Consider the following 23,732-nt stretch of genomic DNA (forward strand, 5'->3'; position numbering starts at 1 on the left):
GACCTCATCCTTCGAGACCGGCCTTCGGTTCTCCGCAGGATGAGGTTTTTGTTTTTGCGGTTGCTGTGAAGGCGACGGCGTCAAGCCCGGCTCCAAACAATCCTCTCCGTCGTCATCCCGGCCAAACGCAGTGCGAGCCGGGACCGGGGAGCTTCAGACGTCTTCTGGTGCCGGACGCTTCCAGACAAGCCTCGGCACCCCGGTCCCGGATCGGCGCTGCGCATGTCCGGGATGACGTCTGAGGGACAGTATTATCCCAACAAAAAACGGGGCCGTGAGGCCCCGTTTTCCTTCAAGTCTTCCGCGCCTGCCATCCTGAGGACGGCGGCAGCGATCGGAGACTTAGAGCAGCTCGAGCTGAGCAGCCTGCTTGCCGCGGCCGCGGCGGTCGTCTTCGGCAACGAAGGAGATCTTCGCGCCTTCAACGGGCGTACCGATACCGGCCTGCTCGAAAGCGGTGATGTGAACAAACACGTCCTTGGAGCCGTTTTCCGGCGTGATGAAGCCGAAGCCGCGGTCGTGGTTGAAGAATTTGATGGTGCCATTCTCACGCATGGAGAAGCCTTTCCGTAGATAGAATGCGCCGTCCCGTTTCCGGCAAGGCGCGGATAAACGAGAAGTCAATAAGAAACGGAAAGCTCGGAAATTCAGAGCGGAGCTTGATGGAGCCACCGCCGAAGTCAGTCTTACCGGGTCTTTCTTCAGTCCCGTACGGCACAACGCGTACCGATGGTGCGTAATGTAGGTGCCTCTGCGTCTTCCGGCAAGTGAAACTTGTATTCTAGCTCAAAACGCCCAGGTTCCGGCGCTTTGGAACCGGAAGTTGCCTCCCTTTTGTCCGCCTTTCTTCCTCTGGATCTGTCTGCTGAACGCGCCTTTCCGGCCGGAATGACAGCGTTTCTGCAAACCCGCATGCCTGTGACCCGGGTCACAGCGGCATCGCCACACTCTCCCTATGTTGGTGTCATGAAAGGAGGCGGTCAGGACACGCCTCGTAGATGAGAAGGGACACCGTCATGTTGAAGAAAGTCGCTACCACCACCGTCGCGCTGGCTCTTGTTGCCGGTGCCGCCCTGACCACGCAGACCCAATCCGCAAACGCCGCGCAAGGCTGGCAGGTCGGCGTCGGCATTGCAGGTGGCCTTGCCGCCGGTGCGATCCTCGGCTCCGCCCTGTCGCAGCCGCGCTACTACGCCCCGCCGCCTGCATACTATCCGGCTCCGGCCCCGGTGGTGGTCTACCGCCCGGCGCCGTGGACCCCGGCCTGGTACGACTACTGCAGCCGCAAGTACCGGTCCTTCAACCCGAACACTGGGTATTTCCTGGCCTATTCCGGCCAATATACGTTCTGCCGCTAATCGGCAAACGCGCTCAGAGCCGGGGCGCAATCCCCTCAATAGGGTATCCGGCCACACTCCCTGCAAGGTGCTCCTCCCCGCCTTGCAGGGAGTTTTTGTTTGTGCTGGCCGCGCTGCACCTCATCTGCCGCCAGTTCCATCGCACTCAGGGAGAGGTCGGCCTGCAAGGCCGGGTGAGCGCGGCCGCGTCTTCTGGCTAACCGTTGACTTTCGTACGGCTGGTGCCGTGGCCCCCACCCCTAACCCCTCCCCGGTCTGTACACCCACAAGGGGGAGGGGGATCAGGCTGTGCCAGCTCACTACAGACGGAGCGAAATGGCATTCGATAACTTCGTTTCCTTTTCAGGCGTCCGCCGCTTGCGCCTCCCTCCCCCTTGTGTGGAGGGATTAAGGGTAGGGGTGAACGGCGCAGCCGCTGGTGCAAGCACCAAATGTATTCACGGTATCTGGAGCTGCCCTAACCCTGGTCCGTGATCCGCTTGGCGGCGCGCATGATCGTTTCCAGCTGGTTGAGAAACCGCGACCGGTCCTGTTTGCCGAAGGACGGACCGCCTTCGCGGATCTCGCCGATTTCCCGCAAATGTGTTTTCAGATCGCGCATGGCGAGGCGCATGCCGATGGCCTCCTCGCTGAAGGGTTTGCCGGTCGGGCCGATCACCAGGGCGCCGGCTTTGACGCAGCGCGATGCCAGGGGCACGTCGGCGGTCACCACCACATCGCCGGGCTGGGCCCGTTCCGCGATCCAGTTGTCGGCCTCGTCCGGGCCTTCGGGCACGATCACCCGTTCGATCAGGTCGCCCTCGGGCAGGCGCATCCAGCTGTTGGAGACGAACTTGATCATCACCTTGTGCCGCTCTCCGACCCGGATGGCCTCGTCTTTCACGGGACAGGCGTCCGCATCCACGTAAAGCACTGTCATCATTTGTCTCCAGATTGAGCCAGATGGGCAGCAATGCCTTCGGCCGCCCGCGCGCCCGTGGCAAAACAGGCCTGCAGCAGATAACCGCCGGTGGGCGCTTCCCAGTCCAGCATTTCCCCGGCGGCAAACAGGCCTGGGCGTTTTGCCAGCATCAGCCCGTCTATCAGTTCCGAAAGTGCGATGCCGCCCGCTGAGGAAATCGCCCGGTCGATCGCGTAGGGGGCAAGGCAGGTCAGCGGAACGGCCTTGATCCGCCGGGCCAGGTCAAGCGGTTCGGCGGGCAGGGCGCCGGCCTCGCGCAGGAGCGCCTGTTCTTCCGGCTTCAGCTTGAGCACCTTTTTCAGAAAGGTCGCCGCGGATTGTTTGCCGCGCGGCCGCGCAAGTTTGCGCGCGAGATCGTCTTCGCTCATGTCCGGGCGCAGGTCGATTGTCAGCGTGGCGCTGCCGTCCCTGTTGAGGGCCTCGCGCAGCTCCGCCGACAGGGCATAGACCGCGCCACCCTCGATCCCCTGGGCCGACAGCACAGCTTCGCCGGCAACTTGCTGGCCCTGATGGTGGAGTGCGATCCGTTTGAGCGGCGAACCCGCAAATCGGTCTTTCAGAAATGCGCTCCAGGCAATCTGGAAACCGCAATTGGCGGGCTGGAACCGGTGCACGTGAATGCCTTCGTTTTCAAGCAACGGCACCCAGGTTGCATTGGAACCAAGCCTCGGCCAGCTGGCGCCGCCAAGGGCCAGAAGCACGGCACGGGCAGGAAAGACAGATGTCTCGCCATCGGCACCCTGCAACTGGACGGTGCCATCCGCGCCGAAGCCGGTCCATGTCCGCCGGGGCAATAGCTCGACGCCATTTTGGTCCAGGCGCCGCAGCCAGGCTCTCAGAAGAGGCGAGGCTTTCATGGAGGTCGGGAACACCCGGCCGCTGCTGCCGACAAACGTTTCCTCGCCGAGACCGCGGCACCAGTCGCGCAGCGCCTGCGGCGGGAAATCCCGGATCAGTGGAGCCAGAAACGGTTCGGCTTCCCGGTACCTTTTCAGAAACCGGTCCAGGTTTTCACCGTGGGTGAGGTTGAGACCGCCGCGGCCGGCCATCAGGAACTTGCGCGCCGGCGACGGCATGCGGTCCGCAACGGTCACCGAAAACCCCTTTGCGGACAATCGCTCCGCGGCAAACAGACCGGCCGGACCGGCTCCAATGATCAGGACATCGCGCATGCGGCCTTATAGTTCAGCCGGGCGTCAAAAGACCACAGCTGAATCTGGCAAACAGCGGAAACAAAATTCCAACGAATTCCGCAAGTATTTGTTATCGGTCTTGTGGGAAGATCACGTTGAAGTTGAGCACCGGCGAAAGTTCGCGGAAGCTGATCTTCGGAAAGGAGCCGTGAATGGAGAAAACCACGGACCTGATTGTTATCGCCGATCCGGACAAGGACGTTCAGACAGGTTTCCAGCGCCTGTTTGGCGGACATATGAAGGTTGTCTGCTTTTCCGAGTCCGATCCGGCTCTGGTCTTCCTGAAGCAAAACCACAACACCGCGGTTGTATTTTCCTGTTTCAATCTGCCAGGCCGTGGCGGCACGGCTTTCCTGCGCGCGGCGGAAACGATCGTGCCGCAGGCAACCCGGGTGATGTTGACACGGGAAAAGTCCGCCGAGGCTATCAAGAAGACGCTCAATGAAGGCCATGCTTTCCTGTATCTGGAAAAGCCCTGCCAGTCGAAGGATCTGGTTTCCGCCATGGAAACCGCGCTTGCCCATCATCGGCAACTTGCCAAGGAACGGGCCTTGCTGGAGCGTACGCTGGCCGGCTCCGTCAAACTGCTGATCGACATGCTGGCGCTGTTTCATCCGGAAGCCTTCCGGCGTACCGCGACCGTGCGCAAGCAGGCCCTGAAACTCGCTCGGCAGCTGGGCATGAAAAAGACCTGGGAGCTGGAGATGGCGGCCATGCTGTCGCCGCTTGGTGAGGCGCTGCTGCCGAAACAGATCCTGGCCCGCTACCGGGCAGCCCGCAGCCTGACCGAACAGGAGCGCGACGTGCTCGACCGCGCGCCAGCCCAGTCCCGTGAGCTCTTGAAGAATATCCCCCAGCTGGAAAAGGTGTCCGATTACCTGTTCCTGTCGGCGCGCGGTTACGATGGCTCCGGTTTTCCGAAAGACGGACCGGTTGGCCAGGACATTCCGCTGGTCTCGCGGATCCTGAAGCTTTTGACGGATCTTTGGTACGCCAGCCCGGAAAACGGGCCGGATGCTGCCTCCTTCGAAGCCCTGACCATCAATTGGCGCAAATACGATCCGAAACTGCTCGAGCTTGCCAAGACCGTTCTGATGGACGATCTGCCGGAAGCCCGCAAGAAACATATTGCCCAGTGCTACATCCGCTCTTTGCGGCCGGGGGACGTCCTGGTCGATGACGCGCTCACCGAAAGCAGCCACGAACTGGTGCTCTCACGCGGACACATGCTGACCCCGACCACCATCCGCCGCCTGGAGCATTTCCACCAGACCTCCGGCGTCCGCCAGCCGATCCGCGTTGAACGGCACGAGGTGCCGGAAGAGGTGATGATAGATACGGCGTGAGGCGAAAGGCAATTTGGAAACGACGGCTGCACCGTCGACCCCAACCATAACCCTTCCTACAAGGGGGAGGGGTGGGGGATCCGTTGGATTCAGTCCTTGCCCGATTTCTCCGCCAGCTCCGCCTCGTAGGCTTTTGCCACACGCAGGAAACGGGCGTGGGCGTAGTTCATCGAGAGAATGAAGCCCCACCAGCCGTATTTGCGGTATTTGCGCACGAAATAGGCCTTGAAGAAGCTGACTGGAAATTCGGTCAGAAGACGGGATCTCGGCAGCTTGCGGCCACGGGCGCGCATGTCGGCGACCTGCATGTCCGAATAGCGGTTGTATTTGCCGACCTGGAATTCAAGCGAACGGATCGAGCGGTGCGCCATGATGCCGTCCAGATTGTCGATCCGGGCTCCGGGTTCCGGGCGCACCGTGTCATGAACTATGGACTCTGAAAACCGTCCCTTGCGCCGGTCGTAGAGCCGGATCTGGTGATAGCCATAGGCCCAGGAGGCCGGCGCGGTTTCGTGGGCGTACATGTCCCGGATCATGATGCGCCAGCCGTCGGCATCGGTGTAGCTGCCGTCCGCGAAGCGGGCCTGGATTTCCGCCGCCAGCTCCGGTGTCACCTCTTCGTCGGCATCCAGATTGAGCAGCCAGTCGTTGCGGCACTGGTCCTCGCCGAAGCGCTTTTGCGGGCCGTAACCGGGCCAGTCGTTTTTGACAACGCGAGCGCCAAGATCTTTGGCAACCGCGACCGTGTCGTCGGAAGAACCGCTGTCGATGACGATCACTTCGTCCACCCAGCCGATGACGCTTTCGATCGGCCGGGCAATCCGGTCGGCCTCGTCCTTGGCAATGATGAAAGCGGAAAGGGGCAGGCGGTCGGTCATGGAATGTCCGGTCAGAAGGTGAGGCCGGAACGGACCGGCGCAGCAGATACCAACTCGTATTAGCCGCGCCGGCGCGTGTTTTGAAGCGCCGCGGTCAGGATTTTACACGGGCAAAGACCGCATCGAGGCCCAGAAGCGTGATCGTGGAGCCTTCGACAGCCCCGGTGAACCCGGGTGCCTTCAGGTCCGACAGGTCAAGATCCGGGACAGTGATCGTGGCCGGTTCCGCGCCGAGATTGAACGCGCACAGGATCGTCTCGCCATTGTGGCTGCGGGTGAAGACCAGTGTCTCGCCGTCGCTGTCGAGAAAAGCCATATCACCCTTTTTCAAAGGTTCATGCTGCTGCCGCCAGGCGTAGAAGGCGCGGTTGCGGTTCAAGATTGAGGTGTCGTCCTTGTCCTGCTCGAAAGCGGCCATCGCCAGATGGTCCTCCGCCACCGGCAACCAAGGTTCGGCGTCTGAGAAACCGCCGTTTGCCGCGTCCTTGGTCCAGGGCATCGGCGTGCGGCAACCGTCGCGGCCCTTGTATTCCGGCCAGAAGCGGATGCCATAGGGGTCTTGCAGTTTTTCAAAAGGCACATCGGCCTGGGTCAGGCCCAGTTCCTCGCCCTGGTAGAGGCAGGGTGTGCCGCGCAGCGACGCACAAAGCGCGGTCTCGAGCGGCGCGAATTTCTGCAGATCCTTGCCGTCGCCCCAGCGGCTGCCGACGCGTTTGACGTCGTGGTTGGACAGCGCCCAGCTGGCCCAGCCCGAGCCGATGCCGGCATTCATCTCCTCGACGATGCGGCGGATATAGCGGGCCGAATGCTGCGGCGTCAGCAGATCGAAGCTGTAGGCCATGTGAATGCGCTTGCCGGTTTCCGTATAGGACCGGGTCAGCTCAACGGCGAGGCCGTCATGGCCGATTTCACCGACGGAGGTGGTGCCGGGATATTTGTCGAGCAGATCACGCAGTTTTTCCAGAAAGACCAAGTTTTCCGGCTGGGTCTTGTCATAGACATGATCCTGATAGCCATAAGGATTGGTCGGATCGACGGTCGAGGGCGCTTCGTCGGCACTGAGCGGCGGGTTGTCCCGAAGCTGCTTGTCGTGAACATAGAAATTCACCGTGTCGAGACGGAACCCGTCGACGCCCCGGTCGAGCCAGAACTTCGCGGCGCCGAGCACGGCGTCCTGGACTTCCTCGTTGTGGAAGTTGAGGTCCGGCTGGCTGGCCAGGAAATTATGCATGTAATACTGGCAGCGGCGGCTGTCCCATTCCCAGGCAGCGCCGCCGAAGATCGACAGCCAGTTGTTCGGCACTGTGCCGTCCGGCTTGGCGTCGGCCCAGACGAACCAGTCGGCCTTGGCGTTGTCTTTTGAGGAGCGGCTTTCCACGAACCAGGGATGCTGGTCGGACGTGTGCGAGATCACCAGGTCGATGATCACCTTCAGTCCGCGGCCATGGGCGGCTGCCAGCATGCGGTCGAAATCGGCCAGCGAGCCGAACATCGGATCGACATCCTCGTAATCGGAGACATCATAGCCGAAATCGTCCATGGGCGACGTGAAGAACGGCGACAGCCAGATCGCGTCGACGCCGAGCGATGCGATGTAGTCCATGCGCTCGGTGACCCCGTTCAGGTCGCCGATGCCGTCGTTATTGCTGTCGTTGAAGGAACGCGGATAGATCTGATAGATCACCGCGCCCTTCCACCAGTCCGGGTCTTTGATCAGGTTTGCTGGCACATCAGCCTCCAGGCCCGCTTCGGCTTCTTCGAACATTGCCGGTCTCCGTCCGCTTCTATGGCGGTGTGATGGGTTTCAAAGCGCTTTGAATGGCTATATCCCGCGGCCTCTTTGGTCAAGAGACCTTTCGTGAAAAAGTCATGTGATCGGTGGATGGCGTCAACGAAATCTGAATGCGCGACTGCAAAGACCAGGCGGGTCCGCAAAGCAAAAACCGGCCCTGCAAGAAGCAGGACCGGTGGAGCAACTGAAAAGTGTCGAAACACGATTTTGTCCGGAACGAGGTCTTTGTACACCGTGCGCGTGACAGATATGTGAACACACCTTTAACGCCTGTGAACAATGGCAGGGAGCATGCGCGGCAGTGGAACAATCGGGCTTCGAGCCGGCACAAAGCAAGGTTTGGTTGATTTAGATAAGTTATTGTATTAAAAGTCGGAAAAATAAAGTTATGACGTTAAGGTCAATTTCCTCTTGCAAAGCAGCATGGAAGCTGGAACTGTCTCGTCACGCAGAAACGTCGGCAAGGCAATCCCTCGTGAAATGTCGCAGGCCTGGACAAACCGATCCAGACCGCCACCTTGCCGGGTAAACTTGGAGGAAATGTCATGACGGCAGCCATGGTTGGATGGGCGCATATGCCCTTCGGCAAGCATTCGGAAGAAACCGTTGAAAGCATGATCGTCAAGGTCGCGGTCGATGCCATTCACGATGCCGGCATCGCGCCGGAAGATGTCGACGAGATCCTGCTCGGCCATTTCAATGCCGGCTTCTCTGCCCAGGACTTTACCGCGTCCCTCGTGCTTCAGGCCGATCCCGGCTTGCGCTTCAAACCGGCGACCCGGGTTGAAAACGCCTGCGCCACCGGGTCCGCCGCCGTGCACCAGGGCGTGCGCGCCATCGCTTCCGGCGATGCCCGCTTCGTGCTGGTCGTCGGCGTCGAGCAGATGACCACCACTCCGGGACCGGAGATCGGCAGGAACCTGCTGAAGGCCTCCTATCTGAAGGAGGAGGGCGACACGCCGGCCGGCTTCGCCGGTGTCTTCGGCAAGATCGCCGATGCCTATTTCCAGAAACACGGCGACCAATCCGACGCGCTGGCAAAGATCGCCGCCAAGAACCACAAGAACGGCGTCGGTAACCCTTACGCCCAGATGCGCAAGGATCTCGGCTTCGAGTTCTGCCGCGCGGAAAGCGAAAAGAACCCGTTTGTCGCCGGTCCTTTGAAACGCACCGACTGCTCGCTGGTTTCCGACGGTGCCGCCGCCCTGGTCCTGACCGATCCGGCCACCGCGCTCGGCATGAAAAAGGCGGTCGCCTTCCGTGGCCTGGCCCATGTGCAGGATTTCCTGCCCATGTCGAAACGCGACATTCTCAAATTCGAGGGCTGCTCCAGGGCCTGGGGCGAGGCGCTCGGCGACGCCAACCTGGCGCTGGAGGATCTCTCCTTTGTCGAGACCCATGACTGCTTCACCATTGCCGAGCTGATCGAATACGAGGCGATGGGCCTGACCAGGGAAGGCGAGGGCGCCCGCGCCGTGCTCGAAGGCTGGACCGAGATGGGCGGCAAGCTGCCGGTCAACCCGTCCGGCGGTTTGAAAGCCAAGGGTCACCCGATCGGCGCCACCGGCGTTTCCATGCATGTGCTCACCGCCATGCAGCTCACCGGCACGGCCGGCGACATCCAGGTGAAGAACGCCGAGATCGGCGGCATCTTCAACATGGGCGGCGCCGCTGTGGCGAACTTCGTCTCGGTGATGCAGGCAATGCGGTAAGCGCAGTTCGTTTAAAAGTGAGAAAGCCGGCGGAAACGCCGGCTTTTTTTGTTTTTCACCGTTCATCCCTCCTCAGGTTCGTCATTGCAGGGCTTGCCCCTGCAATCCATGCCGTGGCAGCGCCCCAAAGGAACTTGCTCTCAGACGGCAAGGAAACGGCATGAATCCCATGGTCAAGCCCACTGGTGTCAGGTTTAAGCAGTGTTCGCAGTTCTTACTCGGGCCTTGCGGCTTGTTCCAGTCTCCCCCCTTGCGGGGGAGATGTCTCCGTCAGGAGACAGAGGGGGTGTCAACCTCCCGATATCATTCGGCATTTCCGAATTCGCGGTGCCCGCTTCACCCCCCTCTGTCCGGTTTCCGGACATCTCCCCCGCAAGGGGGGAGACGGCAGAAAGCGGCATATCTGCTTCATGTCCGAAAGGCACGAATTTGTTGATTGTCAAAAGATCCCAACTGCTTAAGGAAAGTGTGAAAGTCTAAACCGGACACCAGTGGGTCAAGCCATGGGATGACGAGTGAAGGAGTCGGTAACTGAACGACACGAGTTGAGCTTCCGGTCGCCGAGCAGAACCGCGGCCGATGAAGGCTACTGGATCCGCTGTCGCGGGGATGACAGTTGCGAGGTGGCGCAGCTCTCAGCCTTACTGCGCCGCGCCTGCCGCAGCGGCATAAAAATCCGGATCAGTCAGTTCCGGCGGGCTGACCGGTGCGCCGCCGCCTTCGCCGACATAAGTGTCCGCGACGCCATAGACGAAGACACCGCCGGCGTTCCGCTTCAGAATGGCGATGCGCTCGATCAGCTGGTGATCGCCGGTCTCGCAATTGGCGTAGCTGGTATAGAGCTGCTTGCCGCCTTCGGTGATCCGTTCCGTGCCGGAGGAAAAACTGCCTTCGGTGCAGGATTTCTGGCTGTCGGCGACCGCCAGCGACATCAGCTCTTCTTCCGATGTGTAGCTGCCCGCCGGGAAGATATGGGCAACCAGCGTGCGCGAGTCATTGGCGGCGACCGCGTGCAGGCCGTTCAGATCCTCCGCGCGCTGGCCGTCCGGGATCAGCTTCAGGCCGGAAATTCCGGCGCTGCCCATCAGGTTGAAGAGGGCCTGGGTGGCCTCGACGGCAAGCTGCGGATCATTGGCGGACGTGGACGGGGTGGTGGTGGCCTTGGCCGGAGGGTTGGTGCCGAGACCGCCCTGCACGGGCGCGGCGGCAACGTCGCCCATGCCGGGCGCGGCACCGTAGCGAGCGATGTTGCGTTCAACGCATTTGGCCAGCCTTGCCATCAATTTGGCGGTGCCGGTCAGGCGGAACTGGTAGTTATAGGCGCCGTCATAGACATAGAGTGTGCGCCCGCGCCGGAAGCGGGTGATGATATAGCCGCCCTGGGGCATCTGCATGCGCGCCAGGTCCTTTGAGGTCGCCTTGGCGACGCCGCTTTGCCAGGCGCCCCGGTCGATGCGGTATTGCAGGGGAATGTCCGAACCGACATCCATGTTCCAGTGCGGCGCGGAAAAGCCGATGGCCCAGCTGTAGGTGGTGTCGACCTGGACATAGAGGGTGATGCCGCTCTTGTAGCTGGCCGAGGCGACGCAGGTTGAAAACCGGCCGCTCTGGTCGTCGGTGAAGGCGCTGCCGTTCCAGCCGCCAAGGCGGAAATTCTCGACGATCGCAGCCTGTGCCGATGCCAGACTTATGAGCAGTGCCACACCGGCCGCAGCCAGCAATTGAACAAGACGCATCGTACCCCCCTGATGCCGCGGCGGACCAGCCGCCAGTCATTTGGAAAGGCTAAGCGAATTCCGTTGCGGCATCAAGAAAGCTCGGCGTCAAAAGCGCGCTGAGCCCAGGCTTACTGGATGGCGTCCATGGCCTTGGTAAACCCGGTCAGCGGCACATCGACCGATTGGCGGCGGTCGGCGGCTGGAGCGAAATCGATCTGCAGCTTGGTGCCGGCCTTCATGGCATCGATCATCTCGGGCGTCGCATCGGCGGAGATGTAGCAGCCGCGCTGGTCGCAGGTGCCGACCTCAAGCTCGGTGAGCGGCGTGCCGTCAACGGCAAGCTTGACCTTGCCGGGCAGGTAGAAGCCGAGCGGCGCCTGCATCTGGAAAACCGGCGTGCCCTTGTTGGCGGGATAGATGACATCCACCTTGAACAGCAGTTGTCCGTTTTCCTTGATGCGCAGGATCTGGCTGGCCTCGCAGATCAGCGTTTCCGCCGCGCGCGCAGGGCCTCCGCACCGTGTCTGCCACAGCGCTTCCTGTGCGTTTTCCTGGGCGGTTTCCTGCGCGAGGGCGCCGCCGGCCGGAACGAGAGCCGCGATCGACGCGGCGAGAATGAGTTGTTTTCTAAAAAATGCCATGTCTCTTGCTTTTTTGAGTTGCTGCCCCCGCGCAAGCCATACCCGTTCGCATGCCGTTCGTCACCCGCAATCCTTGCATTGCTCTTTCCATCTTGGCCGCCAATCGGGCAAAACGCGGGGCGCCTGCCTCGCGCAGCGGCCGTGAACTGGAATTGGTCAAACCGTCTGTTTTGGAAAAAACTATTCCGCTCGGGCGATCAGCTTTGAAAACCGGTGCCCGGCGCTCTCCTCGGCATCTCATTACATTAAGTCCATCAAACTGGGATTGGAGACCCTTGAGATGGCAACCCGCCGTGGCGACACGCATAAAACACTGAAACGGGCTCAGGACCGGCTCGACGTGTTTCCGGCCTTCATGAAGGTGGCCGGCGAGCGTGTGCTGGTGGTCGGCCATGGCGGCGAGGCTGCCGCCAAGGTGCGTCTCCTCGGCGAAACAAATGCGAAAATCGTCGTTGTCGCGGAAACCGTCGAAGCGGATCTGGCGGAAGCGATCGAACTGTTCGAGGCAGAGCATGTTGCCGAGGCGTTCAAGCCGGCGCATCTGAACGGCGCGGCCCTGGTCTTCTCCGCGCAGGAAGACTGGGATCTCGACAAGGCCGTTGTCGATGCCGCCCGCATCTTCGGTGTGCCGGTCAACGCGGTCGACAAACCCGAGCTCTGCGATTTCTACACAGGCGCGCTGGTCAACCGCGCGCCGATCGCGGTTGCGATCACCTCCACCGGCGTCGGGCCGGTGCTCTCCCGCCACATCCGCGCGCGCATCGAGGCGATGCTGCCGCGCGCCACCGGCGAGCTGGCCCGTCTGGCCGAGAGCTTTCGTGATGCGGCCACCAAGGTCATTCGCGACGGTGCCCTGCGCCGCAATTTCTGGGCCCGGTTCTTTTCCGGCGCCGTCGCCAGCAATCTTTACGCCGGCAAGGCCGATGTCGCGCGCGCCGAGGCACAGCGGCTGCTGAATTCCATGGCGGACGAGCCGGGCTTTGTCTGGCTGGTCGGGGCCGGTCCTGGCGCGGAAGACCTCTTGACCCTGCGCGCGCAGCGCCTTTTGCAGGAAGCCGATGTCATCGTCCACGACGCCCTGGTGCCGGCAAGCGTGGTTGCCATGGGCCGGCGCGATGCGGACCGGATCTCCGTCGGCAAGCGCAAGGGCGCGCATTCCGTGCCGCAGTCGGAGATCTCTGACCTGCTGGTCGAGCTGGGCCGCAAGGGCCTGAAGGTCGTGCGCCTCAAGGCTGGGGATCCGATGATCTTCGGCCGGGCCGCGGAAGAAATGGAGGCACTCCGCCAAGGCGGGGTTGGTTTCGAAATCGTCCCCGGCGTCACAGCAGCCTTCGCCGCGGCCGCTTCTGCCCAGATCCCGCTGACCCTTCGCGGTGTCGCCTCCAACCTTGTGTTTGCAACGGGTCACAACGCCAAGTCCGAAACCCTGCCCGACTGGGCCGGTCTGGCACTGAAAGGCGCGACCGTTGCCGTCTATATGGGCCGGACCGTTGCCGCCGCCGTTGCCGAAAAGATGATCGGCGCCGGCCTCAAGGCCGAGACCCCGGTGGCGGTGATCGAAAACGCCGCCCATCCGGACGAACGTCAATTTGCCGGAACCCTCAACGAACTCGCGGTGCTGTCGAACCGCGAAGAGATCGATGGACCGGTTCTGATCGTGATCGGCGAGGCCGTCGGCCATGCCGCACTGGACAAGGCCGAACCTCTGGCGCCGCTGGATGCGGCCCGGGTCGTGGCTGCCTGAAGTTAAAGAGAGTGGACGCAATGAAAGTCATCACCGCCAACCGCCTTTTGAACGGCGATGTTGTCTGGCTCGCGGAAGGCGGCGCCTGGGTCGAGCGGATCACGCTGGCCAGTACCTTTGACGGCAAGGACGCCGTCGCCGAAGGGCTTGCCGAAGGCGCTGAAGCCGAGAAGAACCAGCAAGTGGTCGGCGTCTACGAGATGGATGTCACCGTCGAGGATGGCGTCATCGTTCCGGTGCGCCTGCGCGAAAAAATCCGCGCCAAGGGCCCGACCACCCATCCGCAATTCGGCAAGCAGGCCCAGGCCGTCTCGGCCTGATCAGAACAAGCAAGGTCAGGGCAGCGCCCAAAACGCAGAAATGCGTATGGCAGCGCCCGGCAAGGAGCAGAACATGTACCGTTACGATGAATTCGACGCCAGTTTCGTCAACCAGCGCACCGAGCAGTTCAAGGACCAGGTCCGCCGGCGGCTCGCAGGCGAACTCTCCGAGGACGAGTTCAAGCCGCTGCGCCTGATGAACGGGCTCTATCTGCAGCTCCACGCCTACATGCTGCGCGTTGCCATCCCCTATGGCACGCTCAACGGCCGCCAGATGCGCAAGCTCGCCCATATCGCCCGCACCTATGACAAGGGCTATGGTCACTTCACCACGCGCCAGAACATCCAGTTCAACTGGCCGAAGCTGGAAGACACGCCCAAGATCCTGGAAGAGCTGGCGGAAGTCGAAATGCACGCCATCCAGACGTCGGGCAACTGCATCCGCAACGTGACCGCGGACCATTTCGCCGGCGCTGCCGCCGACGAGATCGCCGACCCGCGTCCCTATGCCGAGATCCTGCGCCAGTGGTCGTCGCTGCACCCGGAATTTTCGTTCCTGCCGCGCAAATTCAAGATCGCCATCACCGGCGCCCCGAATGACCGCGCCGCCGTCCAGGTCCATGACATCGGCCTGCAGCTGACGCGGAACGAGAATGGCGAGATCGGCTTTGAAGTCTTTGTCGGCGGTGGTCTCGGCCGCACGCCGATGATCGGCCGCAAGGTGCGTGACTTCCTGCCGGAAGAAGACCTCCTGGCCTATTCGGAAGCGATCCTGCGCGTCTATAACCGCTATGGCCGCCGCGACAACAAGTACAAGGCCCGCATCAAGATCCTGGTCCACGAGACCGGTCTTGACGAACTGAAGGCGGATATCGAGGCCGAATTCGAGAAGATCCGCTACGGCGTCCTGCGTCTGCCGGACGAGGAGGTGCGCCGCATCGAAGCCTACTTTGCGCCGCCGCCGCTGGAAGTCGGTGCCGCCACCTCCGGCGCGGTAGAGGCGCGTAAGGCGAGCGATGCCGCTTTCGCCCAGTTCGTCGCGCACAATCTCAACCCGCACCGGGTGCCGGGCTATACGTCGGTGACCCTGTCGATGAAACCGATCGGCGGTATTCCGGGCGATGCATCCGACCACCAGATGGACGTGATCGCGGACCTGGCCGAGAAATTCGGCCATGACGAACTGCGTATCAGCCACGAGCAGAACGTCATTCTGCCGCATGTGAAGCTGGACGATCTGCCCGCGCTGTTCGACCGGCTGGTCGCCGCCGAGATCGCCGAAGGCAATGCCGGTCTCATTACCGACATCATCGCCTGCCCGGGCATGGATTATTGCGCCCTGGCAACCGCCCGCTCCATTCCGGTGGCGCAGCGCATTTCTGAGCGCTTCGGCACGGCGGAACGTCAGGCGGAGATCGGCGAATTGAAGATCAAGATCTCCGGCTGCATCAACGCCTGCGGCCACCACCATGTGGGTCACATCGGCATTCTCGGCCTGGAGAAGAAGGGCGAGGAATTCTATCAGGTGACGCTTGGCGGTTCCGCCAATGAAAACGCGTCCATCGGTGAAATCATCGGCCGCGGCTTCTCTTCAGAGGAAGTGGTCGATGCAATCGAGAAGCTGGTCGATACCTATCTCGGCCTGCGTGTCGGCAAAGAAGAGACTTTCCTGGAAGCCTATCGGCGGATCGGGGAGGTACCCTTCAAGGAGGCCCTTTATGGCGCTGCATGAGACATTCAGCCTAGGCGTTGACCCGGAGCTGGGATTGCAGGCGGAAGTCGCCGCTCTCAATGCCCAGTTCGAGGATGCAACCGCGGACGAGATCCTGCGCGCAGCCATCCGGCACCAGTTTGCCGATGGCATTGCCATGGTCTCCAGTTTCGGGGCCGACTCGGCGGTGCTGTTGCACATGGTTTCCCAGATCGATCCGACGACGCCGGTTCTTTTCATCGACACGGTGAAACTGTTTCCGGCAACGCTTCTCTACCGCGATGAGCTTATCGAAAAACTCGGCCTGACCGACGTGCGTACCTTCAAGCCGGCGAAGGACGACCTTGCCGAACAGGATCCGGCCGGCATGCTCTGGATGAGCGACACCGATGCCTGCTGCCACATCCGCAAGGTCGTGCCGCTGGAACGGGCGCTTAACGGTTTCGAGGCCTGGATCTCTGGCCGCAAGCGCCACCAGAGTTCGACCCGCGCCAGTCTGGAGAAATTCGAGATCGACGAGGGCCGGGTGAAGGTCAACCCGCTGGCTGACTGGACAGCTACCGAGGTTCTGGATTATGCGAGGGCCCACGAGCTGCCGCCGCATCCACTGGTCGCGCAGGGCTACCCGTCCATCGGTTGCATGCCCTGTACCAGTAAGGTGGCGCCGGGCGAAGACCCGCGCGCCGGTCGCTGGCGCGGTCAGGACAAGACCGAATGCGGCATTCACTGGCCGACCCATGGCAAGGAAATTGACGGCAGCGGTATCTGACCGCCACCGACAGATACGTTTGAGGACACGAAGAATGGCAACGATTTACAAGGACGGCGAGTTCGTCGAGGAAAGCTGGATCAGCGTGGACGCCGAAACGGGTACGGCCGTTCGAGGCGATGCGCTGGTGCCGCAGACACTGTTCCTGGCCGAGGCGGCCACTTGGCTGGACCAGGACGGCAGGACGGCGGTCCTTGTCGAGGCCGGCGACGATGTCGAATTGCTGGTGCCCTATCTGGACGGCCTGGCCTTGGTTGCCGTGGACTTTCCGAGCTTTGCGGATGGCCGCGGCTTTTCCGCCGCCCGCGTCCTGCGTGAACAGATCGGCTACAAGGGCGATATCCGGGCCGTCGGCAAATACATTCTCGACCAGGTGCCTCTGGCACGGCGCTGCGGCGTCTCTTCCTTCGACATTTCCAAGCCGGAAGTGCTGAAGGCGCTGAAGGCCGGTGAATGGCCGGAAGTCACCAAATACCTGCAGCCGGTTGGCACGGTCGACGAGATTCCGGAAGGCACCCGCCCCTGGGCACGCCGCTCCCAGCGCGACATCTCCGTCGCTGCGGAGTAGCCGGCACGCTCAGTCCCTGTTCTGCCGGCAGATGTCGACCACCGCGTCGATATTGGCGAGCAGAATATCGACCAGTTCGGGCTGGAAATGGCGACCGCGTTCGGTCCTCATCAGTTCCAGGATCTGCTCGAGCGGCCAGGCATTTTTGTAGCAGCGCTCGCTGCCGAGTGCGTCGAAGACATCGGCTACGGCCGTGATGCGGCCGTAGAGATGGATGTCCTCGCCGCATTTGTCGGCCGGATACCCGCCACCCGCCCATTTCTCGTGATGGTCGCGCGCGATGATCGCGCCGGCCTGAAGCACTTTCCGGCTTGACGATTTCAGCATGTCGTAGCCTAGCGTCGTGTGGGTCTTCATGATCTCCCACTCGTCGCGGGTCAGCTTGGCCGGCTTGTTCAGGATTGCGTCGGGGATGCCGATCTTGCCGATGTCGTGGAGCGGCGAGGCCAGCCGGATGACTTCCGCTTCCTCTTCGGGCAAACCGTATTCCAGCGCAAGTAGCTTGCTGATCTCGGCGACCCGCTGCACGTGATGTCCGGTTTCCAGAGAACGGGTTTCAATCGTCTCGCCGAGTATGTCTACCATTTCGACCTGGGTCTGTTCGATCTCGTGGACGAGGTCCATGTTTTCGCAGGCGATGGCGACATTGCGCTCGAAGAGGTTGAGCAGTGACCTGTTCAGGTCGGTCGGCTCACCCAGCAGTCCTTGCAGATGCACCAGCCGCTTGATCCCGTCCCGGCACCTGATGACGGCGGTGTAGTGATCCGAAGTGATCTCGCTCTGGCTGCAGGTGAGGGCCGAGGTGACGTCCCGCAAGGTCGGCGGGTCCTGGATGCTGATCAGGTCGCGGCCGACATGCGGCGCGTAACGGCCCGTTGCTGCAATGATTGTGACGGATTGGCCCCAGCCCTGGGCGGCAAAGGCACTCGTCGCGCCGATGGACAGATCACATTGCTTCTGGAGCAGGTTGCCGAGTTGATCCAGAACGACTTGTGCCAGGTTTTCCTTCGTTTGCAGCTCGAACATGCTTGCAGAGGCCTCGATCACCGCCTCCAGGCCGCGCTTGTTTTTCTCCAGCTCGACGATGTCCCGGTAAGAGCGCAGCGACGCGTACATCAGCGTCGACAGCTTGCGCGAAGTCAGTTCTGTCTTTTCCTTGTAGTCGTTGATGTCATAGCGTGCGATCACGTCGCGTTCAGGTGCTTGTCCGGGCTGGCCGGTGCGCAGCACGATACGGACCGAGGAATTACCGGCTTCCTCGCGGATAAACTGGGCAACGTCCAGCCCCGCCGTTTCGCTCTCCATCACCACATCCAGAAGGATCAGCGCCGTGTCGGGATGGTCGAGAATGGCTCGTCGGGCTTCCTCGCCGGAATAGACCGAAACGAATTCCAGGGGGCGGTCATCAAATGAAAATCCGGAGAGCGCAAGACGGGTGACATCGTGAATGGACTGCTCGTCGTCAACGAGCATGATCTTCCAGGGCCTGCCGGCATACGGCTCGAAGCCCGGGTCTTCCGAATAGAGAATCTTTTCGTTCTGCTTGCTCATGAGCCGTCCTGGGGCTTGGGCTGGCTGAGGGGAACGGTGAGATGGACCGAAATCCCCTGTCCCGGCGTGCTTTCACAGACAACGCCGCCGCCCAGCTTCTTCGTTGCCAGATTGTAGACGATATGCATGCCAAGGCCACTGCCGCCGCTGCCGCGCTTGGTTGTAAAGAAGGGATCGAAAATCCGGTTCAGAACCTCGGGCGAAACACCCCGGCCGCTGTCGCTGTAGTGGATATGAGCGTTCTGGCCAGAGCGGGAGGCATCGATCCGGATCTCGCCGGCTTCGCCTTCGTCAAAGGCATGATTCAGCGAATTCATCACAAGGTTGGTGATGATCTGGGAGAGCGCGCCGGGAAAACTGGTCAGCACAACGTCCCTGTCACCGGTCACGGTGATCGTGTGCGGCGTTTTCTTGGTCTGAGGCAGGAGGCTGAGCAGGATCTCGTCGATGTAATCGACCAGTTTGAAGGTGCGCAACTCGTCACTGGATTGATCGACGGCAACCTGCTTGAAGCTGCTGACGAGTTCGGAGGCGCGATGCAGATTGGCGACGATGATCCTGGAAGACTGCCCCGCCAGATCGAGAAACTCCTCGAGACCACGGCGTGTCAGGCTTTCCTTTTCGACCTCTCCGGTCACATCGGCAACCTTTTCCTCCATGAAGGTCGCTGCCGTCAGGCCGACACCGATCGGCGTGTTGACCTCGTGGGCGAGGCCCGCGACCAGACCGCCCAGTGAAGCCAGTTTCTCGGTCTGCACCAGCTCCTTTTCCGCCAGCTTCTGATCGGTGATGTCGTAGTGCCAGACGATGGTCGCCGGCGCGTCCTCGAACTCGATCGGTATGGCGTCATGCAGCCCCCACCAGGTGGTGTTGTCCACCCGGCGCCGCTCCATGACAAAGCGCTGAAAGCCTTCGCCGCGTTCGACACAGGCACCGGCGGTTTCCAGGTCTCCAGGCTCGACGAACGTGTTCTCGAAGCCGAATTCGTCGAGTTGTTCGAACGACTCGGCATGAAAGAATTCAAGAAACCGCTGGTTGGCGTAAATGCGCCGGATGGGATGCATGCGCAGGATCGAGATCCCGGCGGAGGAACTGTCCAGGATCTGCCGGAGGCGGGTTTCGCTTCTGTGCAGGTCTTCCTGAATCCTGCGGCGGTCGCTGATTTCCTTTTCCAGATCCCGGGTCCGTTCCTCAACCAGCTCCTCAAGCTGGTCGCGATAGCGTTCCAGCTCCAGCTGACTGCTGCGCAGCTCGGTGATATCGGCCGTCGTGCCGACCATGCGCAACGGCTGTTTGTCCGCTGAAAACTCGACCTGGCCATGCTGTTGCAGAAAGCGATCGCCGGACGCCGTCCTGACCCGGTGCACGATGCTGTAAGGCGCTTCCTGCTCCGGATCCATGGAGCGCTCCATCTCTTCCGCGACATCCGCCCGGTCGTCGGGATGCACCGCGGCCATGAAGGCTTCGGCGGAGGGGTTCACCTGTCCGGGCTGATAGCCGAGCAGCCGGAATTCTTCGTCCGACCAGCGGGCCTGTCCCGTGCGCAGATCCAGATCCCAGTTGCCGAGACGCGCCAGGGACTGGGCTTCCCTCAACAAGTGCTCGCTTTCGCGGAGACCGGCATCGATCGTGCGCAATTCGCGGTTCAGACTGCGCTGCCTGACAAAGACGGCCAGCAGCACAAGTGACACAACAACGGCTGCGATGATCATGAACTGGTACTGAATGCGCAGCCGGGTTTCGTTGTTCTGGAACTCGACGAATTCGGTCTGGAAATTCACCCAGATGTCTTTCTCGATTTGTTCGGCGATCCGGTAGATTTCCCTTGTGTTCGTCTTGAGCGTGTCCAGAACGTCCGGGGTCGGGTCCAGTCCGCCGGTCTGCATCAGGGACAGGTTCTGCCGCAACAGGGGAACAGCCCGTTCAACAAGGTCATCCTTGTCGATATAGTCGCTGAAAACAAAACCGATCGACGCTTTGGTCAGGTTCTTGGCATCGTCGAGCAGCTTTTTGTCGTGTGTCTGGACTGCGAGCAGATAGGTCTCCGATCCGCGTTGCGACAACAGGGCGACCTTGAGCGTAAGGCGCATGGAATCGGTCATGCGCATGGTTTTGCTGGCTTCCGCTATCCGGGCGGGGACCTGATCGAAGGAATAGGCCAGATAGGCTCCCGCGAGGACGACCGCCACCACAAGCAGCCCTGATACAAATGCGAAAGACCTCGTGACCAAGGGTTACTCCATCGCAATTTCGGTGATCATCCAGGTCCACTTGGGCAGGTTGGTCTGGTAGTCTTTGTGTTTCTCGTCGTAATCCGGAAAAATGATGCGCATCGGTCCCTTGCGGTCGAAATCGATATATTCGCCGTCGACGCGGGTGGCGATGAGAATGCGCAGACCCTGCCATTCCTCCTTGCTGAAGGTGATTTCGTAATCGTCGATTGCCCGCGTTGTCAGTGAAGACGTTTCCGCCGTTCCGAAGGCGGCCACAAAGTCCTGCATCCAGACGCCGCTATAGGTCTCGATGCGCTTCTCATAAGGGTTGAAGGCCTGTACCTCCTGGAGGCCGGCTTTCTCGATCTCTGCGACGGAGATTTCCCGGCTTTCCAACGTTTGACCGGCTTGGATAACCAGGATCGTCGTTTCGCCATCTGCCGAAAAGGCTGGTGTGGCAACACCGAGCGCAAGGCTTAGAATGAGAAATACCTGCCTGATCATCCAATTTTCCGCCCAGTCGTTGCTGTGAAGCCAAGTGATTCCGGCATTGCTTCTACGGTAATTTTAAAAGCTAACGAGTTAAGGCGAGATTTTTAAAGATGATGAAAATCGCAATTGTCACTTTGATCTAAGTAAAACTACAGGTATTTGCCGTGTCTATTTGGCGAGCGGGATCTTTCTCAGGCGGTGGACGGCGTCACCCCGTTACGGCGAACCGTCCGTGTCCGCCTCCCGTTCCACGTAAAGAAACCGCGGAAAGATCTCCTCAAGCTCCGGGTCCCGGCCGGTTTCCGCGTTGGCGGTGTAGAACTGCCGATTGGCCTTGAGATTGGCGTAGCCGTGAATGAAGGTCCACAGCATCGTCTCGACGGATGTTCTGTGCACCGGGTTTTCGCAGTTGTCGGCCGCCAGGCCCTCGGAAACCTCACGCAACACGCCATAGGCCTCGCGGCTGACCGGCAGGAGGTCCGGATAGATGTCAATGTCGCGCTCCATCGAAAACATCAGACGGAACAGCGCCGGGTTGTCCTCGACAAAAGCGGTATAGCCTCTCGCACTTGCCAGGATCTGGGAGCGGGCGTCGTTCGGCGCGTCGGCCATATGGGCACGCATGGTCGCTGCGAACTGGCGGAACCCCTCCGTGGCGATTGCGGCCTGCAGCACGGCCAGATTGGCGAAGTGGTTCTTTGGCGCGCCATGAGACACGCCTGCACGCGCCGCGCAGGCCCTGAGAGACAGGCTTTCCAGCCCGTCCTCCTTAAGGATGTCGAGCCCCGCCTGGATCAGCGCTTCCTTCAGATTGCCGTGATGATATTTCGGTTCGCTCAGCCCGGGATCCTCCCATAAATAGACAGTGTCAACATTTTCATTGACTGCGGAAATCTGTGCATATAGACACTGACAACATTGCTGGGGTCGCATTGCTGAGAGTGATCATATGATGTCTAAGTGTTATGTTCGTGCGGGAGTCGTTGCAAGCGTCGCCCTTGTCGCAGGGGAAACCTCGGCACAGGAGACCAACGATTGGGACGTAGTCGTTGGCGGGGGCGCGTTTTTTGGCCCGGAATATCTCGGATCCAAGGAGTACGGGTTCGCGCCGGGCATCATCGCCTCAGTGCAAAAGGGGCCCTATTTCGTCAAATTCAATGGTCTGACCGCCACCGCCAACGTTCTGCCTTTCGAGAGTTTCTATGCCGGTCCCTTGATCGGCTATGGCACGGGGCGCAAGGACGTGAAGGACAAGGTGGTGGACAAGCTGCCTGACGTCGACGCGGAGCTTTGGGTCGGCGGCGTTGTTGGCGGCGGTTATGCCGGTTTGCTGCTGCAGCGCGATTCCCTCGGCGCCAATCTGGAAATCGCCCATGACGTCATGGGCGACAGCGGCACCACAGCGACCTTCAGTGTCGGCTATGAGATCAACGCAACCGAACGACTCGCCTTCGGCGTCGATCTTTCGACGACCTTCGTCGATGGTGCCTATGCCAATGCCTATTATTCCGTAACGTCCGCAGGGTCCGCCGCGAGCGGGCTCAACCGCTACGACTCCGATGCGGGGTTCCGGGATGTCACACTCGATGTCTCCTCGAGGTTCGCCGTCAACGAGCATTGGGGCGTCGGTGGCATGGTCGGCGGCTCCGTGCTGCTCGGCAGCATGGCGGACAGTCCGATCGTCAAGGACCGGGGCGAGGCCACCAGCGGCCATGGCAGCCTGTTTCTCTGGTACAAGTTCTGACTGCCCGCGCCGCGGCACATCGCGTTCGATGAGACCGGCCGGCGCGGAAGCGTCTGGCCGGTCTCCTTTCATCCGAACAGGGCAAGCAGCACATAGATCGGGCAGATCAGCAGCGGTGCGAAGGTCAGGATCATGCCGATTGCCCGGCCAATACCGAAACCGGATGTGACCAGCGTTCCGTAGTGCAGCAGCCGTCCCATCAGAAGCGAGCCACCAACGGCCCAAAGCAGGGGCGTCGGCGCGCCGGAAAGTTCGGCGGCGGCCATGGCGAGCAGGCTCATCGGCACGGTTTCGGTGTAATTGCCATGGGCGCGCATGCGCCGAAGCAGGGTAGTGTTGCCGCCATCCATGAAGTGAATGTCGGTCTGCGCCCGGAGCAGCCCGACCGCGACGGTCATCGGGATCTGCAACAGGGCGAAAACGGCGATGAACACCAGAGTGACCGGCAGCGAAGTTATCAGGTCCATGGAAACTCTCCGTTTCTATCGGGGAGGGCGGGCCGTCAATACTGACCCGCCCGGCCTTGTCACTCCGAAGGCGCCTCGTAGGTGATGAGGGCGATCACACCACCGACCGGATCGACAATCGTCGCCATGCGGCCGACGGTCGGCACGCTGAAGGGCTCCATCGCGATGGTCGCACCGAGGGACTTTGCCTTTTCCACCCTTGCATCGACATCGTCGACGGTGACATAGGGCAGCCAGCGCGGCGTATCGGCCGCCATGGGCGGGAAGCCGCCGATCTTGTCCTCGCCATTGGCAATTACCGAATAGGTCATGTCCGGCATTTCCATCTCTTCCGTGCGCCAGCCAAGCAGACTGGAATAGAAATCCTTGGCCTTGCCGCTGTCACCGCTGTGCAGCTCCATCCAGCTGAAGGCACCATGGGTTTGCATCGGATTGCTCATCTCTGTCGTCCTATCCTTGAAATCAACCGCCTGGGTCGGCCCAGGTGATCAAAGGACGTCGGGGCCTCGGCAGAACCGACAGGCGCCATAACTTTTTTTGAAATGTTATCTCTG

Annotated in this window: 22 protein-coding genes; 9 read left to right on the forward strand and 13 right to left on the reverse strand. The window is 61.2% G+C overall.

Annotated features, from left to right (window positions below; genetic code table 11):
• Positions 1–342 precede the first annotated feature (342 nt).
• Positions 343–555, reverse strand: a complete 213-nt coding sequence (locus M0H32_RS00180) for a cold-shock protein (RefSeq protein ID WP_006934329.1) — start codon at positions 553–555, stop codon at positions 343–345.
• Between the two features lie 443 nt (positions 556–998).
• On the opposite strand from M0H32_RS00180, the gene M0H32_RS00185 reads away from it, so the two are divergent.
• Positions 999–1,358 carry a BA14K family protein gene (locus M0H32_RS00185; RefSeq protein WP_425607278.1) on the forward strand — a complete coding sequence of 120 codons (360 nt, stop codon included), beginning with the start codon at positions 999–1,001 and terminating at the stop codon, positions 1,356–1,358.
• A gap of 457 nt (positions 1,359–1,815) precedes the next feature.
• On the opposite strand, the gene M0H32_RS00190 is transcribed toward M0H32_RS00185, so the two are convergent.
• Together M0H32_RS00190 and M0H32_RS00195 are read right to left on the reverse strand one after the other, a co-directional pair.
• Positions 1,816–2,277, reverse strand: a complete 462-nt coding sequence (locus tag M0H32_RS00190; protein ID WP_248149229.1) for a YaiI/YqxD family protein — start codon at positions 2,275–2,277, stop codon at positions 1,816–1,818.
• The gene (locus tag M0H32_RS00195; RefSeq protein ID WP_248149231.1) at positions 2,277–3,491 is read right to left on the reverse strand and encodes a TIGR03862 family flavoprotein; all 1,215 of its coding nucleotides are present in this window, start codon (positions 3,489–3,491) and stop codon (positions 2,277–2,279) included. Before M0H32_RS00195 ends, M0H32_RS00190 begins: the two co-directional genes overlap by 1 nt.
• Positions 3,492–3,664: 173 nt before the next feature.
• Between M0H32_RS00195 and M0H32_RS00200 the strand changes: the two genes are divergently transcribed.
• Positions 3,665–4,858: an HD domain-containing phosphohydrolase gene (locus M0H32_RS00200; protein WP_248149233.1), complete on the forward strand. Its 1,194-nt coding sequence runs from the start codon at positions 3,665–3,667 to the stop codon at positions 4,856–4,858.
• Between the two features lie 89 nt (positions 4,859–4,947).
• Here M0H32_RS00200 and M0H32_RS00205 read toward each other — a convergent pair whose 3' ends face one another.
• Together M0H32_RS00205 and M0H32_RS00210 are read right to left on the reverse strand one after the other, a co-directional pair.
• Positions 4,948–5,736 carry a glycosyltransferase family 2 protein gene (locus M0H32_RS00205; RefSeq protein ID WP_248149235.1) on the reverse strand — a complete coding sequence of 263 codons (789 nt, stop codon included), beginning with the start codon at positions 5,734–5,736 and terminating at the stop codon, positions 4,948–4,950.
• Positions 5,737–5,830: 94 nt separating this feature from the next.
• The gene (locus M0H32_RS00210; RefSeq protein ID WP_248149236.1) at positions 5,831–7,501 is read right to left on the reverse strand and encodes an alpha-glucosidase family protein; all 1,671 of its coding nucleotides are present in this window, start codon (positions 7,499–7,501) and stop codon (positions 5,831–5,833) included.
• A 572-nt stretch (positions 7,502–8,073) separates the two neighbouring features.
• On the opposite strand from M0H32_RS00210, the gene M0H32_RS00215 reads away from it, so the two are divergent.
• Positions 8,074–9,240 (forward strand): acetyl-CoA acetyltransferase, encoded by a 1,167-nt coding sequence (locus M0H32_RS00215; protein ID WP_248149239.1) that lies wholly within the window; start codon positions 8,074–8,076, stop codon positions 9,238–9,240.
• A gap of 641 nt (positions 9,241–9,881) precedes the next feature.
• Here the strand turns inward: M0H32_RS00215 and M0H32_RS00220 are convergent.
• Complete coding sequence (locus M0H32_RS00220) at positions 9,882–10,976, reverse strand: hypothetical protein (protein ID WP_248149242.1); 1,095 nt, start codon at positions 10,974–10,976, stop codon at positions 9,882–9,884.
• Between the two features lie 110 nt (positions 10,977–11,086).
• Positions 11,087–11,599 (reverse strand): invasion associated locus B family protein, encoded by a 513-nt coding sequence (locus M0H32_RS00225; protein ID WP_248149244.1) that lies wholly within the window; start codon positions 11,597–11,599, stop codon positions 11,087–11,089.
• 280 nt (positions 11,600–11,879) lie between these two features.
• On the opposite strand from M0H32_RS00225, the gene cysG reads away from it, so the two are divergent.
• From cysG to M0H32_RS00250, 5 genes are all read left to right on the forward strand, one after another.
• Entirely contained in the window at positions 11,880–13,343 is a 1,464-nt protein-coding gene (cysG, locus tag M0H32_RS00230) for a siroheme synthase CysG (protein WP_248149247.1), read from the forward strand.
• Positions 13,344–13,363: 20 nt separating this feature from the next.
• Positions 13,364–13,663 (forward strand): DUF2849 domain-containing protein, encoded by a 300-nt coding sequence (locus tag M0H32_RS00235; RefSeq protein WP_248149249.1) that lies wholly within the window; start codon positions 13,364–13,366, stop codon positions 13,661–13,663.
• Between the two features lie 73 nt (positions 13,664–13,736).
• Positions 13,737–15,395 (forward strand): nitrite/sulfite reductase, encoded by a 1,659-nt coding sequence (locus M0H32_RS00240; RefSeq protein WP_248149251.1) that lies wholly within the window; start codon positions 13,737–13,739, stop codon positions 15,393–15,395.
• On the forward strand, positions 15,382–16,143 hold the full coding sequence (locus tag M0H32_RS00245) for a phosphoadenylyl-sulfate reductase (RefSeq protein WP_248149254.1): 762 nt from the start codon (positions 15,382–15,384) through the stop codon (positions 16,141–16,143). The genes M0H32_RS00240 and M0H32_RS00245 overlap by 14 nt, the downstream gene beginning before the upstream one ends.
• A gap of 34 nt (positions 16,144–16,177) precedes the next feature.
• A complete protein-coding gene (locus M0H32_RS00250; protein WP_248149257.1) occupies positions 16,178–16,711 on the forward strand; it encodes a DUF934 domain-containing protein in 534 nt (177 codons plus the stop codon).
• 9 nt (positions 16,712–16,720) lie between these two features.
• Here the strand turns inward: M0H32_RS00250 and M0H32_RS00255 are convergent, their stop codons facing one another.
• From M0H32_RS00255 to M0H32_RS00270, 4 genes are all read right to left on the reverse strand, one after another.
• Positions 16,721–18,262 (reverse strand): DUF3369 domain-containing protein, encoded by a 1,542-nt coding sequence (locus M0H32_RS00255; protein WP_248149260.1) that lies wholly within the window; start codon positions 18,260–18,262, stop codon positions 16,721–16,723.
• Positions 18,259–20,493 (reverse strand): ATP-binding protein, encoded by a 2,235-nt coding sequence (locus tag M0H32_RS00260; RefSeq protein ID WP_248149264.1) that lies wholly within the window; start codon positions 20,491–20,493, stop codon positions 18,259–18,261. The genes M0H32_RS00255 and M0H32_RS00260 overlap by 4 nt, the downstream gene beginning before the upstream one ends.
• 3 nt (positions 20,494–20,496) lie before the next feature.
• Positions 20,497–20,979, reverse strand: a complete 483-nt coding sequence (locus M0H32_RS00265) for a hypothetical protein (protein WP_248149266.1) — start codon at positions 20,977–20,979, stop codon at positions 20,497–20,499.
• A gap of 204 nt (positions 20,980–21,183) precedes the next feature.
• Complete coding sequence (locus M0H32_RS00270) at positions 21,184–21,900, reverse strand: TetR/AcrR family transcriptional regulator (RefSeq protein WP_248149269.1); 717 nt, start codon at positions 21,898–21,900, stop codon at positions 21,184–21,186.
• A 16-nt stretch (positions 21,901–21,916) separates the two neighbouring features.
• Between M0H32_RS00270 and M0H32_RS00275 the strand changes: the two genes are divergently transcribed.
• Positions 21,917–22,711 (forward strand): MipA/OmpV family protein, encoded by a 795-nt coding sequence (locus M0H32_RS00275; protein WP_248149272.1) that lies wholly within the window; start codon positions 21,917–21,919, stop codon positions 22,709–22,711.
• Positions 22,712–22,779: 68 nt separating this feature from the next.
• On the opposite strand, the gene M0H32_RS00280 is transcribed toward M0H32_RS00275, so the two are convergent.
• Together M0H32_RS00280 and M0H32_RS00285 are read right to left on the reverse strand one after the other, a co-directional pair.
• On the reverse strand, positions 22,780–23,178 hold the full coding sequence (locus M0H32_RS00280; RefSeq protein WP_248149275.1) for an MAPEG family protein: 399 nt from the start codon (positions 23,176–23,178) through the stop codon (positions 22,780–22,782).
• Positions 23,179–23,237: 59 nt separating this feature from the next.
• Positions 23,238–23,618, reverse strand: coding sequence for a VOC family protein (locus M0H32_RS00285; RefSeq protein ID WP_248149277.1), 381 nt, complete (start codon positions 23,616–23,618; stop codon positions 23,238–23,240).
• Between the last annotated feature and the right edge of the window lie 114 nt (positions 23,619–23,732).

The organism is Roseibium sediminicola (assembly GCF_023156505.1).
GTDB classification, from domain to species: Bacteria; Pseudomonadota; Alphaproteobacteria; order Rhizobiales; family Stappiaceae; genus Roseibium; species Roseibium sediminicola.